This is a genomic window from Agromyces sp. NPDC060279, assembly GCF_042726785.1.
In the GTDB taxonomy this organism is placed as follows: Bacteria; Actinomycetota; Actinomycetes; order Actinomycetales; family Microbacteriaceae; genus Agromyces.
Genome location: NZ_JBHXBK010000003.1, coordinates 234009 through 254777 on the forward strand (window position 1 = coordinate 234009; position 20769 = coordinate 254777).

Consider the following 20769-nt stretch of genomic DNA (forward strand, 5'->3'; position numbering starts at 1 on the left):
GGTGCTCCCCCTTCCACGTTACGCGCCTTCCGGCGCGGCACGGCTCAGGCGTGCGGCTCGAGCGCCGCGTCGATGAGCGAGACGAAGCGCTCGGTGCCGTCGCGGAAGCCCGTGCCCAGCGCGAGCCGCCCCATCTCCCCGATGCGCTCGCGATCGGCGAGGAGCGGCAGCACCTCGGCGGCGAACCACTCGGGCGTGAACTGCGCGTCGTCGACGAGGATGCCGCCGCCAGCCGAAACCACGCCGGCCGCGTTGAAGCGCTGCTCGCCGTTGCCCACGGGGTACGGCACGTACACGGCCGGGATGCCGAGCGCCGAGAGCTCGCTGACGGTCGCCGCCCCCGCGCGCGACACCGCGAAGTCCGCGAGCGCGAGCGCGAGGTCCATCCGGTCCGCGTAGGAGACGAAGCGGTAGCCCTCGACGCCGGGGTCGCTGGCCTCGGCGGTGCCGCCCGCGATGTGCAGCACCTGCCAGCCCGCGTCGACGATCCGCCGGGCGGAGTCGACCATCGTGCCGTTGATCCGGCGCGCGCCGAGCGAGCCCCCCGTGGCGAGCAGCACCGGCGCCGCGGCATCCAGCTCGAAGTACGCGGCGGCCTCGGCTCGCGCAGCCGAACGGTCGAGCCGCTCGATCTCGCGGCGGAGCGGCATGCCGACCACCTGCGCGCCGCGCAGCGGCGTGCCGGCGAAGGCCACGCCGACGCCGGCCGCCCAGCGTGCGCCGAGGCGGTTGGCGAGGCCGGGGCGGGCGTTCGCCTCGTGGATGACGACCGGCACGCCCGCGCGCCGCGCCGCGAGGTAGGCGGGCGTCGAGACGTAGCCCCCGAAGCCGACGACGACGTCGACGCCGTGCTCCGCGATGAGGTCCCGAACGATGCCGATCGAGCGGCCGAACGCGCGCGGGAAGCGCAGCGCCGCCCCGTTCGGGCGCCGCGGGAACGGCACCTTCGGGATCGTGAGCAGGCGGTAGCCGCGCTGCGGGACGAGGCGGGCTTCGAGGCCCTCCGCGGTGCCGAGCACGAGCACGACCGAGTCCGGCTCGCGTTCGCGAAGCCGGTCGGCGACGGCGAGCAGGGGGTTCACGTGCCCGGCGGTGCCTCCGCCGGCGAGGAGGTAGACGGTCATCGCGCGGCACCCGCCGTCGCCGGGGCGCCGGAGCGCAGCCAGCGGCCGCTGCCGCCGCCGTCGGGGTTCCGCGCGACCGAGAGCACGATGCCGATCGCGAAGAGCGTCGTGAGGAGCGCGGTGCCTCCAGCGGAGACGAGTGGGAGGGGGACGCCGAGGACCGGGAAGACGCGGAGCACGACACCGATATTGACACACGCCTGCACGATGACCCACACCATGACCGAGGCAGTCGCCGCCTTGCCGAACGGCGTGCGCGCCCCCCGCAGCACCCGGGCGAAGGCGATCGCGAGCAGCACGAACATGGCGATCACGACGATCGCGCCGATCAGGCCGAGCTCCTCGCCGATGATCGCGAAGATGAAGTCGTTCGCCGCGGCGGGCAGCCACGACCACTTCGCCGCCGAGTTGCCGAGGCCGACGCCGAAGACGCCGCCGTTCGCGAGGGCGAAGGTGCCGTGCTGGATCTGCCAGCACGCGTCGACGTCGACCTTCGTGCAGCTCTCCTGCACGAAGCTCATGATGCGCTTCATGCGGTTCTCGCTCGAGAAGGCGACGATCACGAACAGCAGGGCGGCCACGAGCACCGGGCCGATGAGCAGGCGGATCCGGATGCCGACGAGGAACAGCGCCCCGATCAGCATGGCGCCCATGATCATGACCGTGCCGAGGTCGCCGCCGAGGAGCACGAGCCCGATGGAGCCGCCGCCGACGAGCAGGATGGGCAGCACGCCGTGCACGAAGTCGCCGAGCTGCGCCTGCTTCTTGGTCACGATGAGGCCGAGCCACATGACCATCGAGACCTTGATCATCTCCGAGGGCTGGAACTGGAACCCGGCGATCGAGATCCAGTTCGTGTTGCCGCCGACCTCGACGCCGAGGGGCGTGGCCACGACGAGCAGCTGCATGAGGCACGAGACGGCCATGGCCGGCCAGGCGAGCAGCATCCACACGCGCTGCGGCATGCGGCTCGCGAGCAGCATGACGGGCACGCCGACGGCCGCGAACGCGGCCTGCCGGCCGATCTGCACGAAGGCGCCGCCGTCCTCGATGCGCGACTCGACCACCGAGGAGGAGAGCACCATGACGAGGCCGAAGACGACGAGGAAGAGCGTGGTGCCGAGCAGGAGGTAGAAGTCGCCGGACTCGACCCGGAGCACCCGCCCGAAGCGGATCCGGGCGGCCGCCATCCCGCGCGGCTCGGCCGGGGCCTCGGTGCTGCCCGGCTCAGTCCTCGTCGGCTCGGGGGTCGGCTGGGGTGCCATCGGCATCCGCCTCACCTCCCAGCATCGCTCTGACCGCTTCGTGGAACCTGCGACCGCGGTCCGCGTAGTCGGTGAACTGGTCCATCGACGCCGCCGCCGGCGCGAGCAGCACGGTGTCGCCCTGCTCGGCCACCGAGGCCGCCAACGCGACCGCCTCGGGCATCACGTTCTCAGTGTCCGGCGCGACGACCTCGAAGAGCGGCAGTTCGGGCGCGTGTCGGCGGAACGCCGAGACCAGCTCGTCGCGGGCCTTGCCGATCACGATCGCGGCGCGGAGCCGGCCGACGTGCGCCGCGACGAGCGAGTCCGCGTCGACGCCCTTCAGCAGGCCGCCCACGATCCACACCACCCGGCCGAAGGCTTTCAGCGAGGCCTGGGCCGCGTGCGGGTTCGTCGCCTTGGAGTCGTCGATCCAGCGCACGCCGCCGGCGATCGCCACGGTCTCGATGCGGTGCGCGTCGAGCCGGAACTCCCCCAGCGCGTCGTGGATGATGCCGACCGGGACGCCGGCTGCGCGGGCGAGTGCCGCGGCGGCAAGGATGTTCTGCACGATGTGCGGGGCGTCGAGGCCGCGGGGCTCGAGTTCGGCGACCGTGATGATCTCGAGCGCCGTGCTGCGGCGGTCGTCGAGGAACGCGCGGTCGCAGAGGATCCCCTCGACGACGCCGAAGTCGCTCGGCCCGGGCACGTCGAGCCCGAAGCCGATGGCGCGTGCGCCCTCCTCGACCTCCGCCTCCTCGACCATGAGCCGGGTCGCCTCGTCGGCGCGGTTGTAGACGCAGGCGATCCTGGTGTTCGCGTAGACCTTGGCCTTCGCGTCCCGGTAGCCGGCGAAGGAGCCGTGCCAGTCGAGGTGATCGTCGGCGAGGTTCAGACAGACGCTCGCGAGGGGGTGCAGTGCGCCGGGCCCGTCGGTGGGCACGTGGTGCAGCTGATAGCTCGACAGCTCGACCACGAGCACGTCGAAGCCCTGCGGGTCGCGCACGGCGTCGAGCACGGGCACGCCGATGTTGCCGCACGGTGCCGCGCGCAGGCCGTTGGCGGCGAGGAAGGTCGCCGTCAGCTGCGTGGTGGTCGTCTTGCCGTTCGTGCCGGTCACGAGGATCCACTCGGCGGCCTCGACCTTGTCACGGACGCGCCAGGCCAGCTCGATGTCGCCCCAGACCGGGACGCCCTCGGCCGCCGCCCACTCGAGCACGGGATGGTCGGGGTGGAACCCGGGCGAGGCGACGAGGAGTTCGGGCGCGAACTCGCCGAGCTCGGCGGGCACCGTCTCGAGCGGATCGGTCACGAGGCGGGCGCCAATCACCTCGAGGATGCGTGCGCGGTCGTCGTCGCGCGCCGGGGCGAGCACGAGCACCTCGGCGCCGAGCTCGGTGAGGGTGTCGGCGACGGCGAAGCCGGTGACGCCGAGCCCGAGGACCGCGACCCGCAGGCCGCTCCAGTCGGCGTGCCAGCTGGTCAGCCCGGCGAGTCGTTCGGCGGTAGGGGGCGCCATCAGCTCTGCAGCCATTCGAGGTAGAAGCTGCCGACGCCGGCGGCGACGAGGAGCCCGCCGATGATCCAGAACCGCACCACGATGGTGACCTCGGCCCACCCCTTCAACTCGAAGTGGTGATGGATCGGACTCATCAGGAAGATCCGCTTGCCGTGCGTGAGCTTGAAGTACGCCCGCTGCACGATCACCGACCCCGTCTCGATCACGAACAACCCACCGATCAGCACCAGCAGCAGCTCCGTACGACTCACGATCGCCAACGCCGCGAGCGCACCGCCGAGCGCCAGCGAACCGGTGTCGCCCATGTAGATCTTCGCCGGGTTCGTGTTCCACCACAGGAAGCCGATGAGGCCGCCCACGATCGCCGTCGCGACGATCGCGAGATCGAGCGGGTCACGCACCTCGTAGCAGCGGTACGCGTCGGCCTGATTGAGGTTCGGGTTCGAGCAGGCCTGGTTGAACTGCCAGAACCCGATCACGACGAACGACCCGATCGCGAGGATCGACGCCCCACCGGCGAGCCCGTCGAGCCCGTCGGTCACGTTCACCCCGTTCGACGCGGCCGTCGAGATCAGACAGATCCAGACCACGTACAGGATCGTCCCCGCGATCGTGCCGAACACCATGAAGTCCAACGGCAGATCCCGGATGAACGAGATCTTCGTATCCGCCGGCGTCGTGCCCTGCGCATTCGGGAACTGCAACGCCAACAACGCGAACGTGCCCGCCACCACGACCTGCCCGGCGACCTTCGCCCACCCCCCCAGGCCCAGGCTCTGCTTCTTCCGCGTCTTCAAGAAATCGTCGATGAACCCGACCACCCCGAGCCCGACCATCATGAACAGCACCAGCAACGCCGACGCCGTCGCACCCTCACCGCTCAGCAGCGTCGCCCCGAAATACCCGAACAGGGTGCCCAGGATGAAGATGATCCCACCCATCGTGGGCGTGCCCCGCTTCACATGATGCGACTGCGGCCCATCGTCACGGATGAACTGCCCCCACCCCAAACGCACGAACAACCGGATGAACACCGGCGTCAGAAAGAGCGTGAACGCGAGCGACAACGCCCCGGCAGTCAGTAGTGCTCTCACGAGAACCATTCTCCCAATCGGTCGCCGAGGTGTCGCAGCCCCGCAGCGTTCGAAGACTTCACGAGGATCGTGTCCCCGGGGCGCGCCTGCGCGGTGACGAGTTCGAAGGCCTCGTCCTGCGTCTCCACGAAGGCGGACTCGCCGTCCCACGAGCCTTCGTTGATGGCCGAGATGTGCAGCCGCCTCGCCCCCTGGCCGACGACCACGAGCTGGGAGATGCCGAGCCGCACCGCGAGCAGGCCGATCCGGTCGTGCTCGTCGCCGGAGAACTCCCCCAGCTCGCTCATCTCGCCGAGCACGGCGAAGGTGCGGGCGCCGTCGCGCTTGACCTGGGCGAGCGTCTTGAGCGCGGCGGACATCGAGTCCGGGCTCGCGTTGTACGCGTCGTTGATGACCGTGATGTCGTCGCGGCCGCCGAGCACCTCCATGCGGCCGTGCTCGGCCAGCGTGACGGATTCCAGCGCGGAGACGATGCCGTCGAGCGGCACCCCGAGCTCTCGCGCGGCGGCGATCGCGGCGAGGGCGTTCATGATGTGGTGCTCGCCGAGCACCCCGAAGGCGACCGTCGCGGACTCGCCGCCCGGCACCGTGACGGTGAAATCGGTGCCCCGGGCGTGCACGCGGATGTCGCTCGCTCGGACGTCGGCGTCGTCGCCGAGCCCGAAGCGGACCACGCGGGCGCGGGTGAGCTCGGCCATCGGGGCGACGCGGGGGTCGTCGGCATTCAGCACCGCGACATCCGTGTCGAGCAGCTCGGTGACCATCTCGCTCTTCGCTCGGACGGTCTGCTCGATGCCGCCGAACTCGCCGGCGTGGGCGAGGCCGACCTTCAGGACGATGCCGATGTCGGGGCGGGCCATCCGGATGAGCCGGGCGATCTCGCCGACCCCGGAAGCGCCCATCTCGGCGACCAGGAACTCGGTCGACTCGGTGAGTTCGAGCATCGTGATCGGCGCACCGACCTCGTTGTTGAAGGACTTGCGGGCGGCGACCGTCTCTCCGACGCGCTCGAGCACGGTGCGCAGCAGGTTCTTCGTCGTCGTCTTGCCGTTCGAGCCCGTCACGCCGACGATGCGGAGGCGCCCGAGCGCACGCACGCGCGCGACGACCTCGGTGGCCAGCCGGCCGAGCGCCTCGACCGAGTCGTCGACGACGATCTGCGGCACCTCGACCGGCTGCGGCTCCTCGACGACGAGCAGTGCAGCGCCCGCGTCGACGGCCGCGGGCACGAAGCGGTGCCCGTCGTCGAACTCGCCGCGCTTGGCCACGAACACGCCGCCCGCGACGACCTCGCGCGAGTCGGTGGTGACCGCGCCGTCGACCCGGTCTTCGGCAGAGGATCCGCGTGCTGGCAGGCGGAGTTCTCCGCCGACCGCCGCGGCGATCTCGGCAAGGCTCAACGCGATCACGCGGGCCACCCCGCTTCGCGGAGGGCCGCTCGGGCATCGTCTCTGGCGGAGTACGGGATCTTCTCGCCCTTCACTTCGTGGTAGTCCTCGTGCCCGGGTCCGGCGTAGAGGATGGCGTCGCCCTCGCCGACGAGTCCGAGCGCCGTGCGGAACGCGGCTCGCGGGTCGGCGACTTCGTGGATCTCGCGGTCGGGCACGGCCGCGAGGGCGCCGGCGATGAGCGCGGCGCGGATGGCCGCCGGGTCCTCCCAGCGGGGGTGGAAATCGGTGATCACGAGCGCATCGGCGCCGCGGGCGGCGATCGCGCCCATCTCGGCGCGTTTCGTCGTGTCGCGGTCGCCGTCGGCGCCGAACACCATCACGAGACGGCCGGGGGTAAATCGGCGGATGGCGCCGAGCGTCTGCAGGAAGGCGTCGGGGCTGTGGCCGTAGTCGACGTAGACGAGCGGCCCCTGTTCGCCCGAGATGCGCTCGGCGCGACCGGGGATGTACGCGCTGATGCCGCCGTCGCGGTCGAGCGCCGCGGCGATCTCGTCGAAGGCGTAGCCCGCCTCGACGAGCATCACGATCGCGAGCGCGGCGTTCGCCGCCATGTACCAGCCGACGATCGGCACGGAGGTCTCGAGCCGGCCCGCCGGCCCCTCGAGCACGAACGAGGTGCTCGCCGCCAGTTCCTCGCCGACGGTCATCCGCCACTCCGCCTCGACCTCGGGGCTCGTCGTCAGCGTCGTGACCGGGATGCCGGACTCGCGTGCGAGCCGGCGGCCCCACTCGGAATCGACGGTGACGACGCCGCGGCGGGCGCGATCGGGCTGGAAGAGCGCCAGCTTCGCCGCGAAGTACTCGTCCATCGAGGCGTAGTCGTCGAGGTGGTCGTGGCTCAGGTTCGTGAAGCCGACGACATCGAACACGAGGCCGTCGACGCGGTGGCGGCTGAGCGCCTGCGCGGAGACCTCGATGCCGAAGGCGCTGGCGCCGAGCTCCGCGGCGCGGGCGAGCAGCGCGTGCAGCTCGCTCGCCTCGGGGGTGGTGAGCGCGCTGACGACCGCTTCGTCGCCGATGCGGCGCTCGGCCGTGGACGTGAGACCGGAGACGACGCCGAGCTGACGGAGGATGCCGTCGAGCAGGTACACGACGCTCGTCTTGCCGTTGGTGCCCGTCACGCCGAAGAGCGTCGCCGGGTTGTCGGCCGTGCCGTGGATCCAGGCGGCGATCTCGCCCAGCGCCGCCCGCGCGTCGTCGACCACGAGCACGGGCAGGCCCGCAGCCGCGGCGCGCCCGGCACCGTCCGCGTCCGTGAGGAGCGCGACCGCTCCGTGAGCGGCCGCATCCGCGGCGTAGTCCGCACCGTGCGCGTGGCGCCCGGGCACGCCGACGTAGAGGTCGCCCGGCTGCACCGCGCGGCTGGAGAGGGCCACGCCGGTCGCCTCGAGTCCGTCGAGATCGCCGCGCACCACCAGATCGAACTCCTCCGCGAGCTCGCGGAGCGATCTGGGATTCGGGTGCTGCGGCCGGAGTGCCGTGGGAGGCGTGCCGGTCACGAATCCAACTTTCTCACCAGCTTGCTGGCAGTTCGGGCGCCGGGGCGCCGGATGGAACCGTCCGATACTTCTTCAGCACCTGGCTCATCACGTCTCGGAAGACGGGAGCGGATGCGGCGGACGAGTTCATCTTAACCGCATCGAAGATGCTCACCGAAACGACGTACTGCGGATCGTCGGCCGGCGCATAGCCCGAGACCGAGACGAGGTACTCGCTGCGGTACCCGCCCTGACCGTCCGCGACCTGCGCGGTTCCCGTCTTCGCCGCGACCCGGTAGCCCGGGATGTTCCACTGGTCCGCCAGCCAGCCCTCGAGGTACACCCGCTCGAGCATGGCGGTCGTCTCGTCGGCCGCCTTGGCCGAGACGACCTCGCGGGGCGTCTGGTCGGGCTTGCCGGTGACCGTGCCGTCCGCGTCCGTGCAGCCCTGCACGAGCTGCACCGGCATCCGCACGCCGTGGTTCGCGAGCGTCTGGTACGAGCTCGCCACCTGGATCGCCGTCGTCGTGAGGCCCTGGCCGAACATCGTCGCGTACTTCGTCTGGTCGTCGGTGGCCCAGTAGTCCGGCCCGCCGTTCAGGTCGCCCGGTTCCTCCGCCGGGAATCCGACCTCGCTCTTGGCGCCGAGCCCGAAGTCGAGCATGTCCTGGTAGCGCTGCTCGTCGCTCACCCGCTCGCCGAACTGCGACATGCCGGTGTTCGAGGAGTCGATGAGCACGCCGGTGAGGGTGAGCCGCTCGTCGTCGTGGTAGTCGGAGTCGTTGATGTCGGCATTGCCCGGGGTGATCCGGTACGGGGCGACGACCCCGCTCGTGGGGTCGGCCTGCCCGGCGTCGATGACCGAGGCCGCCGTGAGCGCCTTGAATGTGGACCCGGGCTCGAACGGGGCGGAGAAGGAGCGCGAGCCGCGGTCCTCCACCTCCGTCGAGGCCGGGTCGTTGGGGTCGACGGTGGGCACGTCGGCGACGGCCAGCAGTTCGCCGGTCTTCGCATTCATGACGGTGACCATGCCCCACTCGGCGCCGACCTCGGCCACCCGCGCGGCGAGGATGCGCTGCACCTCCCACTGCAGGTCCGCGTCGATCGTGAGCTGCACGGTGCCGCCCGGCTGCGCCTCCTTCACGGTGCGCTCCGTGCCGGGGATGTCGACCCAGTCCTTCAGCGAGTGCAGCGAGGTGACGGTGCCGTCGACGCCGGCCAGGCACTGGTCCTGCGCCGCCTCGAGGCCGCCGGCCGGCTCGCCGTCGTCGTTGACCCAGCCGAGCAGGTTGCCGGCCACGGCGCCGTTCGGATACGTCCGCCCGGGATGCTCCTGCGAGTACACCCAGGGCACCTTCAGCGCGCTGACGCGATCGTAGGCGGCCACGTCGACCTGCTTCGCGAGATAGGCGAAGTCCGAGTCGGCGTCCTCGGCGAGGCTCTGCTCGATCACGGCGGTGATCTGGGCGGCCGGGATGCCGAGGGCCGCGCCGAGATCGGCCGCGTTCTTCGCGAGCTGGCCGGGGTCCTCTGCCTCGCGCGCCTTCGCCTGTTTCGGCGAGAGCGTGATGTCGTACCGCATGACCGAGTCGGCGAGCACGGTGCCGTTGCGGTCGACGATGTCGCCGCGGGCGCCGTACACGGTGCGAGAGTCGCTGCGCACCTGCTCGGCCTCGGCGTTGTACTCGTCGGCGCGGACCACCTGGATCTCGACGAGCTTCACGACGAACACCGCGACGAAGGCGATGAGCAGCGCCCCGGCCACGATCACGCGCCGCATCGGATACCGGCTCGTCTGCTTCATGCCTGGAGTGCCCCCTGGTGGATCAGTGCGTGTCCGGAGTGGGCAGTGCCCCCGGCGGGACGAGCTGGGTGTCGCTGCCGGCGGGCGCCCCCGCACCCGTTCCTCCGGTGGCATTCTGACTCGTCGCCGGCTGGTTCACGAGCGGCACGTCGGTGATCAGCGAATTCGGGACGAGCGGCCCGGAGTCCGCCGCATCGGACCCGGCCGCCTGCGGCTGGCCGAGCACGGCGCCGTCCGACAGGCGCAGGTAGACGGGCGTCGTGTTCGGCACCATGCCGAGCTCCTCGGCGTTGCGGGCGAGGTTTTGCGGCGACTGCAGCGCGTCGAGCTCTTCGGCGACGATCTGACGATCGCGCTCGAGCTTGGTCTGCTGCACCCGCAGCGAGTCGAGCTCGTAGGCGCCCTGCGTCATCGCGACGGAGATCACGAGTTGCGCGGCCGCCACGAGGATGATCGCGCCGAGCGCGATGATGGCGTAGGCGATCCGCGGCTTGCGCCGCCGGACCGCGTCGGGAACCAGCCGGAGCCGCCGGGCCGGCGCCTCGGCGGGCGCGCCGCGAAGCGGTGCGGGCAGGGTCTGGGCGGCCACAGCGCTCATCTGGCCCTCCTCACTCGTTCTGCGGCGCGGAGGCGCACCGGCTTGGCACGGGGGTTCTCGGCCTGCTCCGCCTCGCTCGCGAGCTCGGCTCCGCGCACGAGCAGCCGGAACTGCGGCTTGTGCTCGGGCAGCTCCATCGGGAGGCCGGCCGGCGCGGTCGAGCTCGACGCCGCCTGCAGTTCCCGCTTCACGAGCCGGTCCTCGAGGGACTGGTAGGAGAGCACCACGATGCGGCCGCCGACGGCGACCGCGTCGAGCGCGGCCGGGATGGCGGCGGCGAGCACGGAGAGCTCCTCGTTCACCTCGATACGCAGCGCCTGGAAGACCCGCTTGGCCGGGTGACCCTGGCGCTGGATCGCCACCGGAGTCGCGTCGTGCAGGATCTGCACGAGCTCGCCCGATCGGGTGATGGGGTGCTCGGCCCGCGCGCGGACGATGGCTCGGGCGTAGCGGGCCGCGAGCTTCTCCTCGCCGTAGTCGAGGAAGATGCGGCGCAGCTCGTCCTCGTCCGCCTCGGCGAGCACGTCGGCCGCCGTGCGCCCGCGGGACGGGTCCATGCGCATGTCGAGCGGGGCGTCCTTCGCGTAGGCGAAGCCGCGCTCGGCCCGGTCGAGCTGCAGCGAGGAGACGCCGAGGTCGAACAGGATGCCCTGCACCTCGTCGAAGCCCTCACCGCGGATCGCCTCGGTGATGCCGTCGTAGACGGTGTGCACGAAGCGCGCGCGGTCGCCGAACGCGGCGAGCCGCTCGCGGGCGATCGCGAGCGCCTCGAGGTCGCGGTCGAGTCCGATGACGGTGAGCTCGGGGAAGCGCTCGAGGAAGGCGCGGCTGTGCCCGCCCATGCCGAGCGTGGCGTCGACGAGTACGGCGCCGGGCGCCTCGAGGGCGGGGGCGAGCAGCTCGACCGTGCGGTCGAGCATGACTGGGGTGTGGATGCGATCGAGGTCCATGTTCCTTCTCCGGTCCCGAGAGCCCCGGGTCCTGATCCCCATCCGTGACCCTGATGCGGGGAAGTGCACCAGGCGCAACGGCTGGGAGTCAGCGCCCGAGGAGCTCAGAAGAGCCCCGGGATCACCTCCTCCGCGGTCTCGGCGAACGCCGCTTCCTGCTCGGCGAGGTACTCCTGCCATGCCTCGGCGTCCCAGATCTCGACCCGGCTGCCCGCGCCGATCACGGCGAGGTCGCGGTCGAGCCCTGCGTAGCCGCGGAGCGTGGCGGGGATGGTCACGCGGTGCTGCTTGTCGGGCGTCTCGGCCGAAGCGCCCGACAGGAACACGCGCATGTAGTCACGGGCCTGCTTGCTCGTGACGGGGGCCTGGCGGATCTTCTCGCTCATCTGCTCGAACTCGCGAGCGCTGAAGACGTAGAGGCACCGCTCCTGGCCCCGGGTGAGGACGAGGCCGTTGGAGAGCTCCTCGCGGAACTTCGCGGGCAGGATGATGCGCCCCTTCTCGTCGAGCTTCGGCTCGTACGTACCGAGAAACATCCCCCACCCCCTTTCCTCCGGCCAGGATCCAGGTGGCCCCACTTTACTCCACTCTCATCCCCGATTCAATGAATTCGGCCCCGATGACCATCCCGTGTTCGAAGAGAAGCCCGGAAAATCAACGATCTTCGGCGTGGTGGGAAGTGGAGGAAAGAACGCACGATGTGGGGGCTTTCGGGCGCGCCGAAGCGCCGGACGGCGTGCTCACGCCCGGCTGGACCGCCGATTCAGCGCGTCAGGGCGTGCCCGGACGGGCATCCGGGCACGAAAAAGCGGGCCGATCGTGTCGATCGGCCCGCGAGTGGTGCGAAGTGGAGGAGTGCGGTGGAGGCGGCGTCGAACCGCTCAGCCCTGCCCGTCCTGACGGCGGTCCCAACGGTCGTTGAGCCGGTCCATGAAGCCCGCCTTCGGGCGGGACTGCCCGGGCCGGCGCGCGGCGTCGACCGGATCGACCGGCGACGGCTGGCCCGCCCCTCGACGGGAGCGGGTCATCGAGAACAAGACGCCGGCGAACATCGCGGCGAAGCCGAGGATGCCGACGACGGGGATCTGGAGTGCGACGCCGGCGATGAGCGCGCCGATGCCGACCAAGGCGATGAGCACACCGATCGTCAACCGTCGGTAGTCCACCCCACCTCGTCGACCGCCGACCGCCTGCACGAAATCGGCGTCGTTGCGGTAGAGATTGCGCTCCATCTCTTCGAGAAGGCGCTGCTCCTGCTCTGAAAGCGGCATCTCATTCCCCTCTTTCGGGATCAACGCATCCTACGTCGATTCTAACGCCGCTGCGCCTCGCTAGGCTAGGCGGGTGGCACACGGTTCCCGACTGGTCGACCTGGTTCACGATCGGATCGAGGATTTCCTCGCCGACCGTACCTCCATTCTCGATGCCGTTTCGGGCGACCTCGCCCCACTCGGCGCATTCTCGAAGCGCTTTCTCAGCGGGGGCAAGCGCTTCCGGGCGCTGTTCTGCTACTGGGGATGGGAGGCCGTCACCGGCGGCTCCTTCGACCCCTTCGACGGCCCCGATTCCCGCGACCGCTCCCCCGTCATCTCGGCGGCCGCCTCGCTCGAGCTCTTCCACGCCGCGGCGCTCGTGCACGACGACCTGATCGACAATTCGGACACCAGGCGCTCCGCACCGAGCGCGCACCGGCTCTTCGAGCGGCTGCACGGCGAGTCCGGCTGGGTCGGCGACGGCGAGCAGTTCGGCCGTTCCGCGGCCATCCTGCTCGGCGATCTGCTGCTCGGCTGGAGCGACGAGCTGCTCGACGAGGGCCTCGAACTGCTCGAGCAGCGGGCGGACGCCCGCGCGGCCAGGGTCGAGTTCATGCGCATGCGCACCGAGGTGACGGCGGGGCAGTACCTCGACGTCCTCGAGGAGCACGCCTGGATCGCCCAGCCCGACGAGGAGCAGCAGCTCCGTGCCGAGCGGGTGATCGTCTACAAGGCCGCGAAGTACAGCGTCGAAGCCCCGCTCGCCATCGGTGCAGCGATCGGCGGCGCCACAAAGGAGCAGGCGGCCGCGCTCCGCGCCTACGGGCTTCCGCTCGGCATCGCCTACCAGCTGCGCGACGACCTGCTCGGCGTGTACGGCGACCCCGAGCTCACGGGCAAGCCCGCCGGCGACGACCTCCGCGAGGGCAAGCGCACGATGCTCATCGCGATCGCGCGGGAACGGCTCGCGCCGAGCACCCGCCGGCTGCTCGACGAGCTGCTGGGCGACCCCGAGCTCGACGAGACCCAGGTGCGCATGCTGCAGCAGACGCTCAGCGACTGCGGCGCGGTCGACGAGATCGAGGCGCTCATCACCCGCCAGCTGCAGTCCGCGACGGCGGCCCTCGCCGAAGCGCCCATCAGCGAGCACGCCCGGGCCGAGCTCGGTGCGCTCGCCCGCTCCGTCGCGAAGCGGGTCAGCTGAGCGCTCGCCGCATCAGGAGCGGATGCCTCGTCAGGCGAGCGCCTGCGCGACGCGGCGCACCTCCGCCTTGCGGCCGGCGCGCAGTGCCGCGATCGGCGTCGTCCCGAGGCTGTCCTCTTCGCCGAGCAGCCAGTCGAGGGCTTCGGCGTCGCTGAAGCCGGCATCGTGCAGCACCATGACGGTGCCGTGCAGCTCCGGCATCGGTACGCCGTCGCGGAGGAAGTCCGCGGGCACCTTCAGCACCCCGTCGACGCGGCGGGCGAGCAGGTGGCGCTCGTCGATCAGTCGCCGCACCCGACCGGGCGAGACGTCGAGCAGTTCGACGAGCTCGGGGACGGTCAGCCACTCGGACGCAGTTGATTCGCTCACGAAGAACAGCCTGCCACGTCGCGGGCCGCTCGTGTCGGAGTCCGGTCCCGCGCCACGCGGGCGAGGGGTTTGACTCGCCCTCTCCCCTGTGCGACCGTGACGAACAGCCGGTGATCCATGCCGACGAGGGGAACCACATGACGACACGGCCCGAACCGGAATTCGAGCGGGGGCCAGATCAGGGAGCCTCGGTGTCGCGGCCGAGCCTCCGCTCACGCGCGATCGCCCTGCCCATCGCCGTGATGAGCTCCATCGCCGTGGCGCTCGGCTTCGCGCAGCCCGCCGACGCTGCGCCCCAGCCGCCCAAACGGCTCGCGAAGGGCAAGGCGACCGCCACCGGAACGGGCGGCGCCCGAACCGTCGCGGGCGCCGTGCCCGCCGAGGTCACCGTCGCCGACGGCGATACGGTCTCGGGCATCGCGGAGCGCTACGGCCTATCGACCGCCGAGCTGCTGGCCGCGAACGGCCTCGGCTGGTCAAGCCTGATCTTCCCGGGGCAGCGCCTCGTGCTGCCGGGCGGCGCACCGCGGGCGAGCGAGCCCGCCCCGGAGATCGCCAGGCACACCGTCGTCGCCGGCGACACCATGAGCGGCATCGCCGAGCGCTACGGCGTCGACCTCGCCCAACTGCTGAGCGCGAACGGGCTCGGGCGCGAGAGCCTGATCTTCCCCGGACAGCAGGTGGTCCTGCCCCTCGCCGGCACGGCCTCCGCCCCGTCGGCGCCGGCCGAGCCGAGCCCGGCGGCGGAACCGCCGACGCAGGTCACCGTCGCCGAGGGCGACACCGCGTGGGACCTCGCCGAGCGCCTCGACGTCGACCTCGACGCCTTCCTCGCCGCGAACCGACTCGGCGCCGACCCGGTGCTGCAGCCCGGGCAAGTACTGACGGTCCCGCGCCCCGCGGCCGTCGCGCTCGTCGCCTCCGTGAGCACCGTCCTCACCGACGAGATGCGGCAGAACGCCCAGCTCATCGTCGACATCGGCCGAGCGCTCGGGGTGCCCGACCGCGGCATCGTGATCGCGCTGGCCGCGGCGGCGCAGGAGTCGGGCCTGCGCAACGTGCGGCACGGCGACCGCGACTCGCTCGGACTCTTCCAGCAGCGGCCGAGCCAGGGCTGGGGCACGCCGGAGCAGGTGCTCGACCCGGTCCGCGCGACGAGCGCGTTCTACGGCGGCGCCGCGAATCCGAACCCCGGCGTCACCCGCGGCCTCCTCGACATTCCCGGCTGGGAATCCCTGAGCGTGACGGAGGCCGCGCAGGCCGTGCAGCTGAGCGCGTACCCGAGCTACTACGCCAAATGGGAGGCGCAGGCGACGGCCTGGCTGAGCGAGCTGGGCTGACCCCTCGTTCGGGTCACGAAGGGGTTTCGATCCGCGTCGCCACGGCGGTTCGAACCGGAAACGGCATACGCCGCTTCGTAAACTTCTACGGTGACCACTGCGCCCGTCGACCCGATGCTCGGCCGTCTCATCGACGGCCGGTACCAGGTGCGCTCGCGGATCGCCCGCGGCGGCATGGCGACCGTCTACCTCGCCACCGATCTGCGGCTCGAGCGCCGCGTGGCGATCAAGATCATGCACGGCCACCTCGCCGACGACAACACCTTCAAGACCCGCTTCGTGCAGGAGGCCCGGTCCGCGGCGCGGCTGGCGCACCCGAACGTGGTCAACGTCTTCGACCAGGGCCAGGACGCCGACATGGCCTACCTGGTCATGGAGTACCTTCCCGGCATCACGCTGCGCGACCTGTTGAAGGACTATCAGCGGCTCACGCCCGAGCAGACCGTCGACATCATGGACGCCGTGCTCGCCGGCCTCGCCGCCGCGCACAAGGCCGGCATCGTGCACCGCGATCTCAAGCCCGAGAACGTGCTTCTCGCCGACGACGGGCGCATCAAGCTCGGCGACTTCGGGCTCGCCCGCGCAGCGAGCGCGAACACGGCGACCGGGCAGGCGCTGCTCGGCACGATCGCCTACCTCTCCCCCGAGCTCGTCACGCGCGGCGTCGCCGACGCCCGCAGCGACATCTACGCCGTCGGCATCATGATGTACGAGATGCTGACGGGTGAGCAGCCGTACGTCGGCGAAGCCCCGATGCAGATCGCGTACCAGCACGCCAACGACCAGGTGCCGACGCCGAGCTCCAAGTTCTCGGGCGTCCCCCCTGAGCTCGACGAGCTCGTGCTCTGGGCGACCGCTCGCGACCCCGAGCAGCGTCCCGCCGACGCCCGGGCGATGCTCGATCGGCTGCGCGAGGTCGAAGGCGCCGTCCGGGGCGTCGCCGGCCCCGTCCCCGAGCTCTACCAGCCCACCATGGTGCTGGCCGACGCGACGGCCACCGCGGAGACGCGGGTCCTGCAGCCGCCCTCGGCTCCGGTCCCCACCGCTGTCGCCGACCCCGAGCAGCAGGGCGAGGAGTCCGCCGCGCTCACCGCGCGCGCCGCCCGGCGCAAGCGCAAGGGGTACTGGCTGTTCGCCCTCGTGCTGCTCCTCGCCGGTCTCGCCGGCGGGACCGGCTGGTACTTCGGCGCGGGTCCCGGCTCGCTCGCCGCGGTGCCGAAGGCCGCCGGTCTCGAGCCCGCTGCCGCGCAGGCGCTGCTCGAAGACGCGGGCTTCGAGGTCGAACAGGGCGAACGGTACGACCCCGAGATCGCCGCTGGACTCGTCTCCGGCACCGACCCCGGCCCCGGCGCGCAGGCGCGACGGGGCTCCGTGGTCACGATGCTCGTCTCCCTCGGCCCGCGCATCCTCGAGGTGCCCGACGTGATCGGTCAACCGCAGGCCGACGCGCGAGCCGCGCTCGGCGAGTTCGCCGTCGCGGACGACGTGGTGCAGCAGTTCAGCAGCGAGATCGACGCCGGCGCCGTGATCGCGCTGCTCGACGGCGAGGGCAACGCGCTGCCCGCCGAGTACCCGGAGCGCGGGGCGATCACGCTCGTCGTCTCGCTCGGCGCGGTCCCCGACGTCACCGGCATGTCCATCGGCGAGGCCGAGGCCACGCTCTCCGAGGTGAACCTCGAGCTCGTGCAGGGCGACCCGCAGTTCAGCGACGACGTCGACGTCGACGTCGTGATCAGCGCGGAGGCGCAGAACGACCCGATGCGCCCCGGCGACAGCGTGCTCGTGGTCGTCTCGAAGGGGCCCGACCTCGTCGAGGTGCCGAACGTGATCACCGGTCAGACGGTCGCCGAGGCACGAGCCCAGCTCGAGGCGCTCGACTTCACCGTGACCTCCAACGTGCCCGAGTTCCTCGAGGGCGCCGTCGTCGCCGCGAAGCAGAGCGTCGCCCCCGGCGACCGCATCAAGCGCGGCAGCGAGATCTCCGTCAACTTCTGAGCCGCGACCGACGTCTGAGCCGCGACCGGCTTCCGAGCCGAGGCATGCGGTCGCGGCATCCCCGCCGCCGCATGCGGAACGGCGGCGCCCCGCCGAAGCAGGACGCCGCCGCTCGTGCCGTCGCGCTCAGCGCGAGCCGAGCTCCTCGGCCACCAGGAAGGCGAGCTCGAGGGACTGCATGTGGTTCAGGCGCGGGTCGCAGAGCGACTCGTAGCGCGTCGCGAGCGTCGCCTCGTCGATGTGCTCGGAGCCGCCGAGGCACTCGGTCACATCGTCGCCGGTGAGCTCCACGTGGATGCCGCCGGGGTGGGTGCCGGCGGCACGGTGCGCTTCGAAGAAGCCCTTGACCTCGTCGACCACGTCATCGAAACGACGGGTCTTGTAGCCGGTGGGGGTCGTGATGCCGTTTCCGTGCATGGGGTCGGTCACCCAGAGCGGCTGCGCATCGGACTGCTTGATCGCCTCGAGCAGCGGCGGCAGGGCCTCGCGGATGCGTCCGGCGCCCATGCGGGTGATGAAGGTCAACCGGCCCGGCTCGCGGTTGGGATCGAGCTTCTCGACGAGCTCGAGCATCGTCTCGGGCGTCGTCGTGGGGCCGAGCTTCACGCCGATCGGGTTGCGGACGCGCGAGAGGAAGTCGACGTGCGCGCCGTCGAGCTCTCGCGTGCGCTCACCGATCCAGATGAAGTGCGCGGAGGTGTTGTAGGGCGTGCCCGTGCGGGAGTCGATGCGCGTCATCGGCCGCTCGTAGTCCATCAGCAGACCCTCGTGGCCCGTGTAGAACTCGGTGCGCTTGAGCTCGTCGAAGTCGGCCCCGCAGGCGTCCATGAACTTCACCGCGCGGTCGATCTCGCGCGCGAGCTTCTCGTACCTGGCGTTCGCGGGGTTGGCCGCGAAGCCCTGGTTCCACTGGTGCACCTGCCGCAGGTCGGCGAAGCCGCCCTGGGTGAAGGCGCGGATGAGGTTCAGCGTCGATGCCGCCATGTGGTAGCCCTGCAGCAGCCGCCGCGGGTCGGCGGCGCGCGACTCCGGCGTGAAGTCGTAGCCGTTCACGATGTCGCCGCGGTACGCCGGCAGGGTCACGTCGCCGCGCGTCTCGGTGTCGCTCGAGCGGGGCTTCGCGAACTGCCCCGCCATGCGGCCCATCTTCACGACCGGCATCGACGCGCCGTAGGTGAGCACGACGGCCATCTGCAGCAGGGTCTTCACCCGGTTGCGGATCTGATCGGCCGTGGCCCCGGCGAAGGTCTCGGCGCAGTCGCCGCCCTGCAGAAGGAAGGCCTCGCCGCGGGAGGCGCTGGCCAGCCGCTCGCGCAGCATGTCGACCTCACCGGCGAAGACCAGCGGGGGCAGCGTGGCGAGCTCGGCCGAGGCAGCAGCGGCGGCTGCGGCGTCCGGCCACTGCGGCTGCTGCTTGATCGGCAGGGTGCGCCAATAGTCGAGGCCCGCGATCACATCGGGATCTGCGTTCACGAAGGGCTCGACGAGCTGCTGCACTGGATGTCCTGGAGGGTCGGGCGCGCGGTCGCGCGCGGGTACGAAACGACGCCGCGCTGCGCGGCGTCGTAGGACGAGCCTACCGCGCCTCGGAGGCCCGTCGTTCCTTCACCGAACTCGCGTAGACGTCCACGTATTCCTGCCCGCTGAGCTCGCGCAGCTCGTAGACGAGCTCGTCGGTCACGCTGCGCAGCACGAAGCGGTCGCTCTCGAGCCCGTGGAAGCGCGAGAAGTCGAGCGGATCACCGATCACGATGCCGATGCGCCGCACCTTCGGCAGCCGCGTGCCGATCGGCATGACCTCGGCGGTGCCGATCATCGCGACGGGCACGACCGGCGCGCCCGACTCGAGCACCATGCGGGCGACTCCGGTGCGTCCGCGGTACAGCTTCGCGTCGGGGCTGCGGGTGCCCTCGGGGTAGATGCCGAGGATGCGGCCCTCGCTGAGCACGCGGAGCCCGGTGTTCAGGGAGGCCTCGGAGGCCTTGCCGCCGCTGCGGTCGATCGGCAGCTGGCCGGTGGCTTGGAAGAAGAGCTTCGTGGCCCAGCCCTTGAGCCCCCGCCCGGTGAAGTACTCGCTCTTCGCGAGGAAGACGACCGGCCGGTCGACGACGAGCGGCAGGAAGATCGAGTCGATGAAGGAGAGGTGATTGGAGGCGAGGATGACCGGACCGTTCGCGGGGATCTTCTCGAGGCCGACGACCCAGGGGCGGAAGATCGCGAGGAGCACCGGCCCCACCACGATGTGCTTCATGATCCAGTAGAACACCCGAGCTCCCCGTCTCGTCCTTCGCGCCCGCCCCGGGCGGAGTCCAGCCTAGCGATCAGGCGTGCTGCTCGACCCACACGCGCGCGAGGTCGGCGGCGCCGACGACGCCGGCGTCGTTCACGAGCTCGGCGATCACGAAGTCCGGTTCGGGGTGGTAGCCCCGCGCGGGCAGGTGCTCGAGGTAGGCCTCGCGGATGGGCTGCAGCAGCAGCTCGCCGGCGACCGCGACCCCGCCGCCGAAGACGAAGCGCTGCGGGTCGAGCACCGCCGAGAGGCTCGCCGCCGCCTGCCCGAGCCACTGGCCGAGCTGGCGCAGCGCCGTGAGCGCGCCCGGGTCGCCGGCCTCGATGAGTCCGCCGACGAGCGCGCCGTCGAGTTTGCCGTGCTCGGCGCGGGTGCGGGCGAGCGCCTGGCCGATGCCGCCCGCGTCGGCGATCTCGCCGGCCATGCGCAGCAGTGCCCGCCCGGAGCCGTACTGCTCGAGGCATCCGTGCTGGCCGCAGCCGCAGGCGATGCCGCCGGGCACGAGCCGGAGGTGGCCGAGCTCGGCGCCGGCGCCGAAGCCGCCGCGGAAGAGGCGGTCGCTCGCGACGATCGCCCCGCCGACGCCCGTGCCGATCGTGAGCATCACCATGTCGCTCACGAGCCGTCCGGCGCCGAAGCGGAACTCCGCCCAGCCCGCGGCGTTCGCGTCGTTGTCGACGACGACGGTGCCGCCGACGCGGGCCTCGAGCTTCTCGCGGAAGGGCTCGTTGCGCCAGTCGATGTTGGGTGCGTAGTAGACGGTCGACTGCGCCGCGTCGATGAACCCGGCGGCGGCGACCCCGACGGCGTCGATGCCGCCTGCCGCGTGCTCGTCCGCGCGGAGCCGCCCGATCATCGCGACGACCTCGTCCTCGACCGCGCGCGCATCGCCCGCCGGCGTCGGCACGCGGTCCTGCGCGACGATGGTGCCGAGCTCGTCGACGATCGCTCCCGCGATCTTCGTACCGCCGATGTCGATGCCGATCGCGTGCGCCACGAGGCCGCCTTTCAGGGGGAACGGGAAGGTTCACGCCGCCGCCGAACGCCTGGGCGCGC

At 71.5% G+C, this 20769-nt stretch carries 18 protein-coding genes; 3 read left to right on the top strand and 15 right to left on the bottom strand.

All coding sequences use genetic code 11. The annotated features are described in order from the left end of the window. Positions 1-44 precede the first annotated feature (44 nt). The 11 genes from ACFWE1_RS12200 to ACFWE1_RS12250 form a co-directional block, all read right to left on the bottom strand. On the bottom strand, positions 45-1124 hold the full coding sequence (locus ACFWE1_RS12200) for a glycosyltransferase (protein ID WP_376933699.1): 1080 nt from the start codon (positions 1122-1124) through the stop codon (positions 45-47). Further along, positions 1121-2389: a putative lipid II flippase FtsW gene (gene ftsW / locus ACFWE1_RS12205; protein ID WP_376933700.1), complete on the bottom strand. Its 1269-nt coding sequence runs from the start codon at positions 2387-2389 to the stop codon at positions 1121-1123. Before ftsW ends, ACFWE1_RS12200 begins: the two co-directional genes overlap by 4 nt. Then, positions 2352-3887 (bottom strand): UDP-N-acetylmuramoyl-L-alanine--D-glutamate ligase, encoded by a 1536-nt coding sequence (murD, locus tag ACFWE1_RS12210; RefSeq protein ID WP_376933701.1) that lies wholly within the window; start codon positions 3885-3887, stop codon positions 2352-2354. Before murD ends, ftsW begins: the two co-directional genes overlap by 38 nt. Continuing rightward, complete coding sequence (gene mraY / locus ACFWE1_RS12215; protein WP_376933702.1) at positions 3887-4981, bottom strand: phospho-N-acetylmuramoyl-pentapeptide-transferase; 1095 nt, start codon at positions 4979-4981, stop codon at positions 3887-3889. The genes murD and mraY overlap by 1 nt, the downstream gene beginning before the upstream one ends. Further along, complete coding sequence (gene murF, locus ACFWE1_RS12220; RefSeq protein ID WP_376933777.1) at positions 4978-6390, bottom strand: UDP-N-acetylmuramoyl-tripeptide--D-alanyl-D-alanine ligase; 1413 nt, start codon at positions 6388-6390, stop codon at positions 4978-4980. Before murF ends, mraY begins: the two co-directional genes overlap by 4 nt. Continuing rightward, positions 6387-7931 carry a Mur ligase family protein gene (locus ACFWE1_RS12225; RefSeq protein ID WP_376933703.1) on the bottom strand — a complete coding sequence of 515 codons (1545 nt, stop codon included), beginning with the start codon at positions 7929-7931 and terminating at the stop codon, positions 6387-6389. The genes murF and ACFWE1_RS12225 overlap by 4 nt, the downstream gene beginning before the upstream one ends. A 13-nt stretch (positions 7932-7944) precedes the next feature. Next, positions 7945-9714, bottom strand: a complete 1770-nt coding sequence (locus ACFWE1_RS12230) for a peptidoglycan D,D-transpeptidase FtsI family protein (protein WP_376933704.1) — start codon at positions 9712-9714, stop codon at positions 7945-7947. A gap of 22 nt (positions 9715-9736) precedes the next feature. Then, a complete protein-coding gene (locus ACFWE1_RS12235) occupies positions 9737-10312 on the bottom strand; it encodes a hypothetical protein (RefSeq protein ID WP_376933705.1) in 576 nt (191 codons plus the stop codon). Beyond that, a complete protein-coding gene (gene rsmH, locus ACFWE1_RS12240; protein ID WP_376933706.1) occupies positions 10309-11262 on the bottom strand; it encodes a 16S rRNA (cytosine(1402)-N(4))-methyltransferase RsmH in 954 nt (317 codons plus the stop codon). The genes ACFWE1_RS12235 and rsmH overlap by 4 nt, the downstream gene beginning before the upstream one ends. Positions 11263-11366: 104 nt before the next feature. Then, positions 11367-11798: a division/cell wall cluster transcriptional repressor MraZ gene (gene mraZ / locus ACFWE1_RS12245; protein WP_243568533.1), complete on the bottom strand. Its 432-nt coding sequence runs from the start codon at positions 11796-11798 to the stop codon at positions 11367-11369. Between the two features lie 345 nt (positions 11799-12143). Next, positions 12144-12533 (bottom strand): DUF3040 domain-containing protein, encoded by a 390-nt coding sequence (locus ACFWE1_RS12250; protein WP_243568534.1) that lies wholly within the window; start codon positions 12531-12533, stop codon positions 12144-12146. Between the two features lie 73 nt (positions 12534-12606). On the opposite strand from ACFWE1_RS12250, the gene ACFWE1_RS12255 reads away from it, so the two are divergent. Then, positions 12607-13719: a polyprenyl synthetase family protein gene (locus ACFWE1_RS12255; RefSeq protein WP_376933707.1), complete on the top strand. Its 1113-nt coding sequence runs from the start codon at positions 12607-12609 to the stop codon at positions 13717-13719. Between the two features lie 30 nt (positions 13720-13749). Here ACFWE1_RS12255 and ACFWE1_RS12260 read toward each other — a convergent pair whose 3' ends face one another. Next, positions 13750-14088 carry an Rv2175c family DNA-binding protein gene (locus tag ACFWE1_RS12260; RefSeq protein ID WP_376933708.1) on the bottom strand — a complete coding sequence of 113 codons (339 nt, stop codon included), beginning with the start codon at positions 14086-14088 and terminating at the stop codon, positions 13750-13752. A 191-nt stretch (positions 14089-14279) separates the two neighbouring features. Here ACFWE1_RS12260 and ACFWE1_RS12265 point away from each other — a divergent pair, with 191 nt between their 5' ends. Together ACFWE1_RS12265 and pknB are read left to right on the top strand one after the other, a co-directional pair. Further along, on the top strand, positions 14280-15428 hold the full coding sequence (locus tag ACFWE1_RS12265; RefSeq protein ID WP_376933709.1) for a LysM peptidoglycan-binding domain-containing protein: 1149 nt from the start codon (positions 14280-14282) through the stop codon (positions 15426-15428). 90 nt (positions 15429-15518) lie between these two features. Next, complete coding sequence (gene pknB / locus ACFWE1_RS12270) at positions 15519-17423, top strand: Stk1 family PASTA domain-containing Ser/Thr kinase (protein WP_376933710.1); 1905 nt, start codon at positions 15519-15521, stop codon at positions 17421-17423. Between the two features lie 126 nt (positions 17424-17549). Here pknB and ACFWE1_RS12275 read toward each other — a convergent pair whose 3' ends face one another. The 3 genes from ACFWE1_RS12275 to ACFWE1_RS12285 form a co-directional block, all read right to left on the bottom strand. After that, complete coding sequence (locus ACFWE1_RS12275; protein ID WP_376933778.1) at positions 17550-18878, bottom strand: class II 3-deoxy-7-phosphoheptulonate synthase; 1329 nt, start codon at positions 18876-18878, stop codon at positions 17550-17552. 121 nt (positions 18879-18999) lie between these two features. Then, the gene (locus ACFWE1_RS12280; protein WP_376933711.1) at positions 19000-19689 is read right to left on the bottom strand and encodes a lysophospholipid acyltransferase family protein; all 690 of its coding nucleotides are present in this window, start codon (positions 19687-19689) and stop codon (positions 19000-19002) included. A gap of 55 nt (positions 19690-19744) precedes the next feature. After that, positions 19745-20710, bottom strand: coding sequence for an ROK family glucokinase (locus ACFWE1_RS12285; RefSeq protein ID WP_376933712.1), 966 nt, complete (start codon positions 20708-20710; stop codon positions 19745-19747). Between the last annotated feature and the right edge of the window lie 59 nt (positions 20711-20769).